This window comes from Kibdelosporangium phytohabitans, from assembly GCF_001302585.1.
Lineage (GTDB): Bacteria > Actinomycetota > Actinomycetes > Mycobacteriales > Pseudonocardiaceae > Kibdelosporangium > Kibdelosporangium phytohabitans.
On sequence record NZ_CP012752.1, the window covers coordinates 223,327 to 236,041 of the forward strand.

Consider the following 12,715-nt stretch of genomic DNA (forward strand, 5'->3'; position numbering starts at 1 on the left):
CCATCTTCGCATGTGACCCTTGACCGGCGACCTGCGCGGGGAGAGGGTGACGGCCCAGCATGCAGGAAGGGATGTCCATGCCCGTCAAGGCAACAACCCGGTTCGCGGTGACCATCACCGCCGCGACCGTCGGGTTCGCCCTCGCCGCTGTGCCGGCAACCGCCGCTCCACAGGGTGATGTGCTGCCCCGGAAGATCTCACGCAACGTCACTGTGGACGGTGTGCACCGCCACCTGATCGCGCTCCAGCGCCTCGCCGACCGCAACGGCCGCACCAGGGTCGCGAGCAGCGCGGGCCACCAGCAGTCCGCGAACTACATCGCCGACAAGGTGCGTGCCGCCGGGTTCGACGTCACGATCCACGAGTTCCCGTTCATCTACTTCGTCCCGCAGGTCGAGAAGCTGACTGTGGACGGCCGCTCGGTGCCGACGCACATGTTCACGTACAGCAAGTCGACCCCGGCGGGCGGCCTGACCGCGCCGCTCGTGCCCGTCCCGGTCGACGACTCGCCCGGCTGCGAGGCCGGCGACTACGCGGGCCTCAACATCACCGGCAAGATCGCCCTGATCAAGCGCGGTACCTGCTCGTTCGCGCAGAAGCAGCAGGTCGCCTCGGAAGCGGGCGCGATCGCCTCGATCATCTACAACAACGTTCCCGACCCGGCGCCGCTGGCCGGAACGCTCAGCGACCCGGCGAACGCCAGGATCCCGACGGTCGGGGTGACGCTGGCCGAGGGGGAGGCGCTCGCCGCGAAGCCGCCCGCGTCGGTGACCGTCGACGCACGCGCCACGGAGGAGCCGCGCAAGAGCTTCAACGTCATCGCCCAGACCAAGACCGGCCGCAAGGACAACGTCGTGGTGGCCGGTGCGCACCTCGACAGCGTCGAAGGCGGCCCGGGCATCAACGACAACGGCAGCGGCTCAGCTGTCCTGCTGGAGACCGCGCTGCAGCTCGGCGGGAAGCCGAAGGTGAACAACGCCATCCGGTTCGGCTGGTGGAGCGCCGAGGAGTTCGGCCTAGTCGGCTCGACGCAGTACGTCCGGTCACTGAGCTTCGAGCAACAGCTGGACATCGCGCTGTACCTGAACTTCGACATGGTCGGCTCGCCGAACGCGGCCTACTTCGTGTTCGACGGCGACAACTCCGACAACACCGGTGCCGGCCCCGGCCCGACCGGCTCGGCGGCGATCGAGTCCGCGTTGCAGGCCCGCTTCCGCGCCGCGGGCGTGGAAACCGAGGGCACTGACTTCGACTCGCGCTCGGACTACGCGGAGTTCGTGGCACAGGGCATCCCGGCCGGTGGCACGTTCACCGGCGCCGAGAAGCTCAAGACAGCCGCGCAGGCGGCGAAGTGGGGCGGACAGGCCAACGTGGCGTACGACAAGTGCTACCACCAGGCCTGCGACAACCTCTACAACATCAACCGCGCGGCGCTGGGCAAGCAGGCCACCGCGATCTCGTACGTGATCACCGCGTACGGCATCAGCACGGAGGACGTCAACGGCGTGCCGCCGAGGCCCAAGCGCGCCCAGGCGCGTTCGGCGGCCAAGACCTTCTCGGCCCCGGCCACGTACGACCACGACCCAGCCAGCTAAAACCTCGTGAGTGGTTAGTCCGGTTCTAACCGGACTAACCACTCACGAGTGTTGTCAGCCGAGGTTGCTGGCTCGGAAGGTGTCGCAGTCGGCCGGGTTGCCCGAGCGGATGCCGGTGGTGAACCACTTCTCGCGCTGCTTGGACGTGCCGTGGGTGAACTGGCTCTCGTCGACCCGGCCGCCGCCGAGTTCGCGCTGGATGAAGTCGTCGCCGATGCGGGCGGCCGCGTCCAGTGCGCGGCGGATGTCGTCGTCGCTGATCGACTTGATCAACGGCTGGCCGCCGTTCGCGGTCGGCTGCGTGGTCGCGTGCTTGGCCCAGACCCCCGCGTAGCAGTCCGCCTGCAGCTCCAGCCGGACAGCGTCCGACGTCGCGCCCTTGCGGCTGCGCACCCGGTCCGAGGTGCCCAGCAGGTTCTGCACGTGGTGGCCGTACTCGTGGGCCAGCACGTACGCCTCCACGAACGTGCCGCCCTGCGCGCCGAACTGGGTCTGCAGCTGCTGGAAGAACGCCAGGTCGATGTAGACCTCGGAGTCGCCGGGGCAGTAGAACGGGCCGACGTCGGCGGTCGCGCTGCCGCAGCCGGTGCGCACGCCGCCCTTGAAGAAGTTCGTCGGTGCCTTCTGGTACGTGCGGCCGGAGCGGGCGAACTCGTCCTGCCAGTAGCCCTGGACCGAGTTGATCACCGCGACCAGCGCGCAGTCGTGGTTGGTGTTGGCGTCCTTGCCGGTCCGGCACTGCTCGGAGAGCCTGGCGTTGTCCACTTTGTCGCCGTTGCCGACGTCGCCGATGCCCCGCGCGGACGTGCCGTCGAGCCCGCCGACGCCGCCGAGCTGGGACATCACGAAGTAGATGATCAGGCCGACAATGCTGAGCCCGCCGCCGCCGAGCAGCACCCGGCCGCCGACACCGCCGCCGCCCGATGACCGCATGTCCTCGACCTGCGAGGTGTCCAAACCAGCGTCGTCGTTGAATTCCACGTCGCCTCCGTGGTGTGTGGAAGCCAACGATATACAGCCGGGTGCGGCGCGTCGTGGCGCCGCACCCGGATCGGATGGACATGTCTTCGGCCGCGAACGCCCTCACCCGCTGGCGCGGAGTTTTTCCCGAGGGGGCTCAACGCGTCGACGTGCGACGCACAGTTCGAACGGGCTGGACCCACCGCTCACAGTCACGACCGCGCCGATATCTGTCGGCTCAGTCGCGGGGATGCGGCAGGGAGCGTGCGACCGCGAGACGTAAGCGCTTTGGCACGGCACCACCTGCCTTTCACGTTCGGCGTAACACTTCCTTCGAGCATGCACCTCTGTGGCCCCGATCACAAGAGGCCTGAATTGGTGAAGTTGCCCGTCACTGTCCGAACAGGACCCCGATACGCGGCAGCGAGTCCGTGGAGCGGGTCTGGCGAGTACGAGGGGCGGAACCCCGCGGCGCGCGGGTCGGGGGGCTGGGCCCCCGGACGACACCTACCGCGACGTGGTCCACGCTTGCGTGGACACACGCCGCCACGAGCGGTAGCGGTGGGATTCGAACCCACGGAGGGCGTCAACCCTCTCATGTTTTCAAGACATGTTCCTTCGGCCGCTCGGACACGCTACCGCCGACGAGCCTATCGGATGGGTGCACCCGATTTGACTCAGCTCTTGTCGAGGTGGGTCAGCACACGCTCGAACACGTCGGCCAGCACCTCGCGTTCCGCCGGGGTGATCAGGTCCACGAGGTGCTCGCGGACGCCGTCGACGTGCGTCGGAGCCGCTGTGCGCAGCTGGTCCATGCCGGTTTCGGTGATCTCAGCCAGTACGCCGCGCGCGTCGTTGGGGCAGTGCGTCCGGCGCACGAGCCCCGCCGCTTCCAGGCGGGATATCTGGTGGGAGAGCCTGCTCTTGGACTGGGCCACCTCGTCGGCCAGTTGCGTCATCCGCATCTGGCCCTTGTCCTGCTCCGACAGGCGGACGAGCACTTCGTAGTCGGCCAGCGGCAGGTCGTGGCCCTCCTGCAGCTCGGTGTTCAGGCGCTGGCGCAACCGCTCGCTGCCGATCACGTAGGCGCGCCAGGCGCGTAACTCTGCGGCGGTCAGCCAGCGCGGTTCTGCGGTCACCGCTCCAGGCTAACCGCCTGTGCTGGCATTTCGGCCGCTCAGCGGGCAGACTCCCGGCCCGGTACGCCCCGGGTTGGAGGACAAGCACATGCTCGGTCGCACACTCGTAGTCGCGCGGTCGGCCTGATCGGGCTGACCGGCACCCCGGCGCCGGCGAACCCGCCCGCCCAGGTCGCCTTTGACGTCCGCGTTGTTCCACGACGAGCCGACCATCGACTTCCTCAACCGGATCGGTGTTCGCGCGTCCGTCGTCGGCAACCACGAGTTCGACGAGGGGTACGAGGAGCCGCAACGGATGCAGCGCGGCGGGTGCCACCCGGCCGACGGCTGCCAGTTCCGCGATCCCTACCGGGGCGCGAAGTTCCCGTTCCTCGGCGCGAACGTCACGACCGACCGCGGCCTGCCCGCGTTGCTGCCGTTCACCGTGGAGTTCGCCAACGGCGTGCCGATCGGCATCATCGGGGTCACCCTCAAGGACTTGCCGAGTGTGCTGACACCAGAAGCCGTCAAGGGCCTGAAGTTCGGCGACGAGGTGCAGGCGATCGACCGCACCGCAGACCTGCTCGACAAGTTCGGCATCAGGACCCAGTACAACTGCGTGATCGACGATCCGGCGGGCGCGCCGCGACCGGTCGTCCAGAGCCTGTCGTTCGGTCGCCTGCTGTCCGTCGTGGACTTGAAGGTCGACCGGCGGACGCGGGACGTCATCCGCGGAAAGCAAGGCGCGCAACGAGATCGTCACGCGCACGGTCACACCGGACGCGGATGTCACGGCACTGGTCGACGAGGCACGCACGAAGTCCGCGCCGATCGCCAACCGCAAGGCCGGCACGATCACCGCGGACCTGGCCCGCGCCCGGCACGCCGTCCGGCGAGTCGCCGCTGGGTGACGTGACCGCCGACGCGCAGCTGGCCGCCGCGGACGCCGACGGCGTGCTGGCGAACCCGGGCGGGATTCGCGCCGACCTGACGTTCGCGTCGTCCAATGCCAACGAGGCAACGGAGTCATCACCTATGGCGAGGCCTTCACGGTGCAGCCGTTCGGAAACGTGATGCAGACGATCACGTTGCCCGGCGCGCAGCTCAAGACCGTGCTCGAACAGCAGTGGCAGGGCACGCTGACCCGGATCTCCAGGTCTCGTCGACCTCGAAGTACTCGTGGTCGGCGAGCGCGCCCGCCGGGTCGCGGATCTCCGGCATCACGGTCAAGGGCAACCCGATCGACCCGACCGCCGCGTACCGCGTGACGGTGAACAACTTCCTCGCCGCGGGCGGCGACGGGTTCACCGAACTGGCCAAGGGCACGAACCTGACGCGCTCACCGCCTACCTGACGGCGAACCCGGACATCGCGCCGCCCGCGGCCGATCGGATCGTCCAGCTGCCGTAGCCCCTCGGTCCACGACGAGGGTCGCGCACCGCGCTTGTGCGAATCATGCGACGCGGCTGGGAATACACGGAGTGCGCCGGGTTCTCCAGCCGCTGACCAGGTACGACAGTACGCTTCGAGGCAGTGGGCACCGACGAGGGAGTGGCGATCGTGAGCAGTCTTGACGGCCGGGTGTTCAAGCCCGCGGACGATGTGGCCGGTGGCGAGGTCGAGGCGACGACCTTGTTCACGTACCACGAGGAGAACGGCGAGATCTGGGCCGAGTACGCCGGCGGCAAGATCAGCCGGGGCTACCTGGTCGGCACGAGGTCCGGCGACACGCTCGACTTCCGCTACACGCAACTGAACACCGCGGGTGAGACCAACACCGGGCATTGCGTCGCCACGGTCGAGACCAGGCCGGACGGCACGCTCCGGTTGCATGAGAAGTGGGAGTGGGAGTCCCGCTCCGGCGCGGGCACCAGTGTGGTGGACGAAGTCACGCCACGCGTTGCGGAGGCGTAGCCGCGCCAGCCAAGATCGTTGTATGACCATTCTGGGGCCCGGCGACATCGTCGGCTTGGTGAACAGCACGTACGCGGCTGACCTGTTCGTCGCGGTGGTGAGCGAGTTCGACATCTTCACCCGGCTCGCCGAGCGGGCGGCGACGACCGACCAGCAGCTCGCGGACCTGCTCGGGATCGACGAACGGGCCGCGGACGTCACGCTGACTTACCTTGCGGCGCTGGGACTCGTGCAGCGCCTGCCGGACGGTGCCGTGCGCGTGACCGAACCGTCGTCGCAGTACCTCACGGCCGGGTCGAAGGTGGATCTGCGGCACTACGCGAGCATGGTCGGCGGCAGGTCGGGCAGCCGTACGGCCGCCGAGGTGCTGCGCACGGGGCAGCCCGCCGCGTGGGAGGACGACAGCGACGACTGGTTGAGCCGCATGTCGGAAGGCGACTTCGCCGACATGTTCACGGCCGCGATGAACGCGCGGGGCACGTACCTGAGCCCCGCGCTGGCCGAGGCGCTGGCGGGCAGCGTCAGCGCCGGCAAGATCCTCGACATCGGCGGCAGTTCCGGCATCTACGCGTGTTCGCTGGTCGCGGCGCTGCCCGGCACGTCGGCCGCGGTGCTCGACCTGCCGACAGTGGTGGACTCCAGCCGGGCGTCGATCGCCGAGCGCGGGCTGTCCGACCGGGTCGACGTGATCGCGGGCGACATGTTCACCGAGTTGCCGCAGGGCTTCGACGTGCACCTGTACTCCAACGTGTGGCACGACTGGGACGCGGACGGCATCAGGAAACTGGCGACCGCCTCGTTCGCCGCGCTGCCGCCGGGCGGTGTGCTCGTCGACCACGACATGCACCTGGACGACACGAAGTCGGGTCCGTTGCGGGAGGCGGAGTTCTCGGTCCGGATGATGCTGATGACCGCGGGCAAGTGCTACTCGACGCCTGAGCTCGCCGACATCCTCACTCCCGTAGGCTTCGAGGACGTCCACCTGCGGCCGACCACGGCCGGGTACAGCGTGGTCATCGCAAGGAAGCCCGCCTGATGAAGGTCGTGTACGCCGGTCAGCAGCCGCCGGACGAATGGGCTGCCTCGATCTTCCTCGCGGGCCCGACACCCCGCCGTGACGACGTGGCGAGCTGGCGGCCGGACGCGCTCGCCGAGATCGAACGGCAGTGGACGCGGGACGGCACGCTCGTCGTGTTCGTGCCGGAGCCGCCGGACGGCACGCGGTACCCGTCCTATGACGACCAGATCGCCTGGGAGGAGCGGTGGCTGGACGCGGCGGACGGCATTCTCTTCTGGGTGCCAAGGGAAATGTCCACACTGCCCGGGTTGACCACGAACATCGAGTTCGGGCGGTACGAGTCGTCCGGCCGTGTGGTGCTCGGCGCGCCGGACACAGCGCAGCACGTGCGGTACATGCAGCACCACGCGAGACAACGTGGCGCGCGGGTGACGTCCACGTTGCCGGACACGATCGCGGCGACGCTCGACCTGATCGGCGACGGCGCGTCCCGGTCCGGTGGCGAGCGGTACGTGCCTTTGCGGGCGTGGCGGATGCCGACGTTCCGCAACTGGCTGTCGGCGCAGCAGCAAGCCGGGAACGTCCTGCTGGACGGCCGGTTGTTGTGGATCCACCGCGAGTTCCTGTGGGCGTTCCACGTGCGGATGCGGGTCGCGGCGGAGAACCGGGAGAAGCACAACGAGATCGTGCTCGGCCGTCCGGACGTAGTGTCCATTGTGGCCTATCGGCCCGGTGCGGCCGTGCGGCAGAACGAGGTCGTGCTGGTGCGTGAGTTCCGCTCGCCGTCGTGTTCGCGGGACGGCTACGTCCGCGAGCTGCCCGGCGGGGGAGTGCTGCTGGGCGAGCCGGTCGCTCAGGCCGCGCACGAGCTGGCCGAGGAGACCGGCTTGTCGATCGCGCCGGAAAGGTTGCGCAAAAACCAGGTGCGGCAAGGAATTGCCACACTGTCCGCGCACCGGGTGCATGTTTTCTGCGTCGAGCTGACCGACGCCGAGATCGCGTGGTTGCGCGAGAACCCCGGCCCGCACGGTGTCGCGGAGGATTCCGAGCGGACGTTCGTCGAAGTGCCGACCTACGGGGAGATCCTCGACAACGGGCACGCGGACTGGGCGACCCTCGGCGTGCTCGCCTCGGTGTTCACCGCACCCTGACAGTGATCCACGCGTCCAAGCCGACGGTCTGCCCGGCGCCTTCGACCGACACGACAGTCCACTCGGGACGAACGGTCGCCGAGCCGCCGAGTTCGGAGAGGTACATGATGTTGGCGAATCCCAGTCGCCGCAACTGGTTGTCCGCCGTGATCGCGCTCTTGCCGGGCAGGTCGCCGGGGACGGTCGACTGGGGATTGCTGTCGTCGAAGAAGAAGGTCAGGAATATCGCGGCCGTGGCGATGAGACTCAGCGCCCACGCCGTCGTCTTCGATTCCGTTGTCATGCCAGCGATCACCTCCGGACACCTGCATGTAGCCGGTACGCGGGGGCGTGTTACATAAGTAGTGCCGCTATACGTCTATCGATCGCACGCAACGCCGTCATGGTCGTTGTCGAGGTCGTCCCGGTAACTCGGATGGCCGCGTCGCAACGGTGCCGCGCCGAAGACCTTCGCCGTCTCGCAGTCCGGGAAGTACCACGGGAATCCGGGCACCGGAATGGTGATGGTCCATTTCGTCTGCGGTGGCGGCTGGTGCCGGTGCTGCGGTGTCCTGGCAGGCGGTTTGTTCGACGGCGGTGTCGGTTTGGCCGGTGGCGGCGCGGGCGGGGTGGTTGTGGTTTGCGTCACCGTTGTCGCGTCCATCGTCGGCGTCGCGAGGACCGGGTTGCCGACGTCAGGGGTGTACTCGATGGCCGAGTACGGCTTGGAGATGAGGCTGCTGACACCTGACGTGTCGTTCACCATGACCGCGACGACCACTGCGACTGCGGCCGTGCCCGCGGCGAGCCAGTGCCACGGTCTGCCACCACCCATAGCAAGTCCTAACCACTTCGGTTACCGGACACATCCCCACCGGGGGTCCCGGCGTTACCGAGCGGATCTCCCTCCTGGGAGGGATCCCCATCGCTCCACCGATCGATGTGCCGGGACCTGCGGCGAAGCGACCGTGGACACTATGAACACATCAACGGGGGCACGGCCGTTCAGCGCGGGAGCGGTCGTCGACGCCGTCGACGCCGAACTGGCCGCGGCGACGAGCGCCGAACTCGGCGAGATCGAGACCAGGCTGCGGGAAACCCTGCGCGACCCCGGCAACGAGTTCCTCGGCCGCGCGGCGACGCACCTGATCGACGCGGGCGGCAAGCGGTTGCGCCCGATGATGGTGTTGCTGGGGGCGCGGTTCGGTGGCCCGCGCACGGAAAACGTGCTGGACGCGGCGGTTCTGGCCGAACTGGTGCACGTCGCCACGCTCTACCACGACGACGTGATGGACGAGGCCGAGGTCAGGCACGGTGCCGTCACGGCGAACACCAGGTGGAGCAACACAGTCGCGGTCCTGCTCGGCGACTACCTGCTCGCCAAGGCCGCGCAACTGGGCGCCGGGCTCGGCGATGCCGCGCTGCGCCTGCAGATTCGTACGCTCAGCCGACTGGTTCGCGGCCAGATGGCCGAAACCACCGGCCCGCAGCCGGGTGCCGACCGGATCGGGCACTGCCTGCGGGTGATGTCGGACAAATCGGCCTCACTGATCAGCATGTCCGCCCGGATCGGCGCGGTCGTCGCCGGTGCGGACGACCACGTCGCCGACGCGCTGGAGGTCTACGGCGAGCTGATCGGCGTGGCCTTCCAGATCTGCGACGACATCCTCGACATCGAAGCGGACGAGCGCGACCTCGGCAAAGCACCGGGGACCGACCTGCGCGAGGGAATCGTGACGTTGCCCGTGCTCTACGCGATCGAACACGACCCGCGCGTCGCGGACCTCGTCGCCGGACCGATCGCCGACGAGACGCGCCGCGCCGAGGTCATCGGCGTCCTGCGCGCGTCACCAGGGCTCGAGCGGGCGCGCCGGGAAGCCGACCGGCATGCCCAGCGCGCCAAGGACGTCCTGCACGACCTGCCGCCCATTCCCGCCCGTGACGCGCTTTTCGCGTTGTGCGACTTCGTCACCCGCAGAACTACCTGAGGTCGAGGAAGTTGCTGTCGACGTTGATGGTGACGCCGTTGTACGACTCGTCGTGGCCGCCGAGGAACTGGTGGATCCGCTGCCCGGCCCACCGGTCGCCGGGCAGGAACCGGCCACCGTCCACATTCGCCTGACCGTTCCACCAGGCGAACCAGACGTGGTCCGGCCTGCTGTACGCCCGGTTGTCGTGGTTGCGGACCAGATCGGTGATGCCCGAACTGGCGCTGCTGTACACGCCCGACCGGTAGTTGCGCTCCCGCAGCTGGTCGGTCCAGCCGCTGAGGAAAGCCAGCACAGCGGCGCTGCACGGCGGATCGCCGATGTTGTAGGCCTCCATGTCGTTGTAGATCACGCTTCCCGGGTCCATCCCGAGCCTCGCCGCCTGCGCGATGGCGTCGGCCGCGGCTTCACGGCCCTGCGTGCGCGCCCTGTTCAGGTCGGGTTCGATCCGGTACTGGAACGACGTGCACGGCGCTTGCAGGCCGACGTAGGTCGGGATCAGGTGCCAGCCCTTCTTGACCTGCGCGCCGACCCAGCCGGGGGTCAGGTTGGGCTGGGCGCACGCGCGGTGGACGCCGCCGATGTACACCCCGACCGTCCGGTGCCCTGAGCCGAGCCACGCGTCCATCGCCGCCTGCGACGGGGCCGCGCACGCGTCGAAGCCGAGTCCTGAGTAGACACCGGGCTGGACGCTGCGGACCTTGGCCGGCGCCACGTTCTCGTCGACCCGCGTGGCCAGCGACGCGTACTTCTCGCCGCTCACGGTCACCCTGGTCCGCTCGCCGACGGGCTCGACCAGGACGGCGTCCGTCGTCGGTCCGGTCCGCACCGCGCACCGCTGGTCGGCGCCGGGTTTACCCAGGTAGACCGCGTTGTGGTCGAACCGGACGCACTGGGTCGGGTCGGCGGTCAGGTCGATCACGGGCCAGTCTGCGGGCACGCTCAATTCGTAACCCCGGTAGCTGACTGTCCGTTCGGCTGTCGCATTCGCCGGGCTGGTCAGCGTGGCGGCGAGCGTGAGCACGCCCACAGCTGCGATCGACGCACGCATGCAGATCACTTCCCGATAGTCACTCTCCGTGTAGGTCTGGGCCCATCTTCGGTGATCTCCACGACCTCGGCCACTCGAACGCACCGGCCGCGTGTCACGATCCGGGCGATGACTCCCATCGAGGCAACCCTGGTCGCAGTGGCAGGCGTGTGCGCCGGAGCGATCAACACCGTGGTCGGGTCCGGAACGCTGATCACGTTCCCCGTTCTGCTCGCGCTCGGCTACCCGCCGGTAGTGGCCAACGCGTCCAACAGCATCGGGCTGGTGCCGGGTGGCATCACGGGCGCGTTCGGCTACCGCAGCGAACTGGCCGGGCAAGGCAAGCGTTTGCTCCGCCTGGGTGGGGCGTCGCTGCTCGGCGGGGCCGTCGGCGCGTCGCTGCTGCTCATCCTGGACCCGGACGTGTTCGAAGCGGTCGTGCCGGTGCTGATCATCATCGCGTTGATCCTGGTCGTGCTGCAGCCCTGGCTGTCACGCCGTCTCGCGTCGATGGAACGCCACGAACACGGCGGCGCCAGCGCGATCGCGGCGACGTTCGGCGCGGGCATCTACGGCGGCTACTTCGGCGCGGCACAGGGCGTGCTGCTCGTCGGCATGCTCGGCATCCTGATGGACGAGCGGCTGCAGCGGCTGAACGCGCTCAAGAACGTGCTGACCGCGGGCGTGAACATGGTCGCGGGCATCGTCTTCGTGGCCGTCGCGGAGATCGACTGGCAGGTCGTGCTGCTGATCGCGGCGGGATCGACCGTCGGCGGCGTCCTCGGGGCCAAGATCGGCCGGAGGCTGCCGCCGACGGTGCTGCGCGGGGTGATCGTGGTGGTCGGGCTGGTCGCCGTGACCAAACTGCTTATCGACTGAACGACTTCGCCGCGGCCAGGAACAGGTCGTTCTCCTCCGCCGTGCTGATCGTGACCCGCGCACCCTCACCGGCGAACGCGCGCACCACGAGCTTGTTCGCCAAGCAGTGCTCGTTGAACGCCGCGGTCCGGTCACCCAGCGGCAGCCACACGAAGTTCGCCTGCGTCTCAGGCACGTCGTAGCCTGCGGCGACCAGCTCGTCGCGCACGCGGATCCGCTCGTCCTTGATCTCGAGCACCCGCTCGAACAGCTCCTGCTCCGCGTCCAGCGACGCGATGGCAGCCGCCTGGGCGAGGTGGTTGACGCTGAACGGCACGTAGACCTTGCGAACCGCGGTGGCGACCTCCTCGGACGTCACGCAGTACCCGACACGCAGCCCAGCGAGGCCGTACGCCTTGGAGAACGTACGCAGCACAGCGACGTTGTCACGCTCGCGCAGGTAGTCGATGCCGTCGGTGGCGTCCGGGTCTGTGACGAACTCGAAGTAGGCCTCGTCGAGCACCACGAGCACGTTCGACGGCACCGCCTCGATGAACCTGTCCAACTCCGCTTTGCGGACAAGCGTCCCAGTCGGGTTGTTCGGCGTGCACACGAAAACCAGCCGCGTCCGCGGGGTGATCGCGGCGAGCATCGCGTCCAGGTCGAGCGCGTGGTCGTCCGTCAGCGGCACGCGGACCTGCTTCGCACCGACCACGTGCGTCACGATCGGGTACGCCTCGAACGACCGCCAGGCGAACAGGACCTCGTCGCGTTCGGTGCAGGTGGCCTGGATCAACTGCTGGCACAGGCTCACCGAACCGCAACCGACGGCGATCCGGGACTCGGGCACACCGAGTTTCGCGGCGAGCCGCGCGGTCAGCTCACCGGCGCCGCTGTCCGGGTAGCGGTGGGCGTGCGCGGCGGCGTCCGCGATCGCCTTCGTGACACTCGGCAGAGGACCGGCGGGCACCTCGTTGCTGGCCAGCTTGATCGCACCGGGGATCGTCCGGCCTGGTACGTAGGACGGCAGGCTCGCCAGGTCGGCCCTTGGCTGGACGTAGCTCACTTCGGGTTCAGGCACACCAGAACGGTAACCACCGCGAC

The 12,715-nt window shown here is 68.7% G+C and carries 12 protein-coding genes, 1 tRNA gene and 1 pseudogene; 7 read left to right on the forward strand and 7 right to left on the reverse strand.

Translation table 11 applies throughout. The annotated features are described in order from the left end of the window. The first annotated feature begins 59 nt into the window (after window positions 1–59). Window positions 60–1,595, forward strand: a complete 1,536-nt coding sequence (locus tag AOZ06_RS01045; RefSeq protein ID WP_225953109.1) for a M28 family metallopeptidase — start codon at window positions 60–62, stop codon at window positions 1,593–1,595. 54 nt (window positions 1,596–1,649) lie between these two features. On the opposite strand, the gene ypfJ is transcribed toward AOZ06_RS01045, so the two are convergent. The 3 genes from ypfJ to AOZ06_RS01060 form a co-directional block, all read right to left on the reverse strand. Next, window positions 1,650–2,576 carry a KPN_02809 family neutral zinc metallopeptidase gene (gene ypfJ / locus AOZ06_RS01050; RefSeq protein ID WP_054287681.1) on the reverse strand — a complete coding sequence of 309 codons (927 nt, stop codon included), beginning with the start codon at window positions 2,574–2,576 and terminating at the stop codon, window positions 1,650–1,652. Between the two features lie 532 nt (window positions 2,577–3,108). Further along, window positions 3,109–3,195 (reverse strand) — tRNA-Ser (locus tag AOZ06_RS01055). A 37-nt stretch (window positions 3,196–3,232) separates the two neighbouring features. Then, window positions 3,233–3,694, reverse strand: coding sequence for a MarR family winged helix-turn-helix transcriptional regulator (locus AOZ06_RS01060; RefSeq protein ID WP_054287682.1), 462 nt, complete (start codon window positions 3,692–3,694; stop codon window positions 3,233–3,235). A gap of 172 nt (window positions 3,695–3,866) precedes the next feature. Between AOZ06_RS01060 and AOZ06_RS53325 the strand changes: the two are divergent. The 4 genes and pseudogenes from AOZ06_RS53325 to AOZ06_RS01085 form a co-directional block, all read left to right on the forward strand. After that, window positions 3,867–5,083: pseudogene (locus AOZ06_RS53325) on the forward strand (bifunctional metallophosphatase/5'-nucleotidase); the annotation flags it as partial. Between the two features lie 150 nt (window positions 5,084–5,233). After that, window positions 5,234–5,587: an avidin-fold protein gene (locus AOZ06_RS01075; RefSeq protein ID WP_225953108.1), complete on the forward strand. Its 354-nt coding sequence runs from the start codon at window positions 5,234–5,236 to the stop codon at window positions 5,585–5,587. Between the two features lie 22 nt (window positions 5,588–5,609). Further along, window positions 5,610–6,623 (forward strand): methyltransferase, encoded by a 1,014-nt coding sequence (locus AOZ06_RS01080; RefSeq protein ID WP_054287685.1) that lies wholly within the window; start codon window positions 5,610–5,612, stop codon window positions 6,621–6,623. Continuing rightward, window positions 6,623–7,756 (forward strand): nucleoside 2-deoxyribosyltransferase domain-containing protein, encoded by a 1,134-nt coding sequence (locus tag AOZ06_RS01085; RefSeq protein WP_054287686.1) that lies wholly within the window; start codon window positions 6,623–6,625, stop codon window positions 7,754–7,756. Before AOZ06_RS01080 ends, AOZ06_RS01085 begins: the two co-directional genes overlap by 1 nt. On the opposite strand, the gene AOZ06_RS01090 is transcribed toward AOZ06_RS01085, so the two are convergent. Both AOZ06_RS01090 and AOZ06_RS01095 read right to left on the reverse strand, forming a co-directional pair. Further along, complete coding sequence (locus AOZ06_RS01090; RefSeq protein WP_054287687.1) at window positions 7,743–8,039, reverse strand: hypothetical protein; 297 nt, start codon at window positions 8,037–8,039, stop codon at window positions 7,743–7,745. The genes AOZ06_RS01085 and AOZ06_RS01090 overlap by 14 nt on opposite strands. 75 nt (window positions 8,040–8,114) lie before the next feature. Then, a complete protein-coding gene (locus AOZ06_RS01095; protein ID WP_054287688.1) occupies window positions 8,115–8,570 on the reverse strand; it encodes an excalibur calcium-binding domain-containing protein in 456 nt (151 codons plus the stop codon). Between the two features lie 142 nt (window positions 8,571–8,712). On the opposite strand from AOZ06_RS01095, the gene AOZ06_RS01100 reads away from it, so the two are divergent. Next, window positions 8,713–9,723, forward strand: coding sequence for a polyprenyl synthetase family protein (locus tag AOZ06_RS01100; RefSeq protein ID WP_054287689.1), 1,011 nt, complete (start codon window positions 8,713–8,715; stop codon window positions 9,721–9,723). Here the strand turns inward: AOZ06_RS01100 and AOZ06_RS01105 are convergent. After that, the gene (locus AOZ06_RS01105) at window positions 9,716–10,774 is read right to left on the reverse strand and encodes a DUF1906 domain-containing protein (RefSeq protein ID WP_157232746.1); all 1,059 of its coding nucleotides are present in this window, start codon (window positions 10,772–10,774) and stop codon (window positions 9,716–9,718) included. The two genes, AOZ06_RS01100 and AOZ06_RS01105, sit on opposite strands and share 8 nt — an antisense overlap. 108 nt (window positions 10,775–10,882) lie before the next feature. Here AOZ06_RS01105 and AOZ06_RS01110 point away from each other — a divergent pair, with 108 nt between their 5' ends. Next, window positions 10,883–11,632 carry a sulfite exporter TauE/SafE family protein gene (locus AOZ06_RS01110; protein ID WP_054296332.1) on the forward strand — a complete coding sequence of 250 codons (750 nt, stop codon included), beginning with the start codon at window positions 10,883–10,885 and terminating at the stop codon, window positions 11,630–11,632. On the opposite strand, the gene hisC is transcribed toward AOZ06_RS01110, so the two are convergent. Next, window positions 11,622–12,677, reverse strand: coding sequence for a histidinol-phosphate transaminase (hisC, locus tag AOZ06_RS01115; protein WP_054287691.1), 1,056 nt, complete (start codon window positions 12,675–12,677; stop codon window positions 11,622–11,624). The two genes, AOZ06_RS01110 and hisC, sit on opposite strands and share 11 nt — an antisense overlap. Window positions 12,678–12,715: the final 38 nt, after the last annotated feature.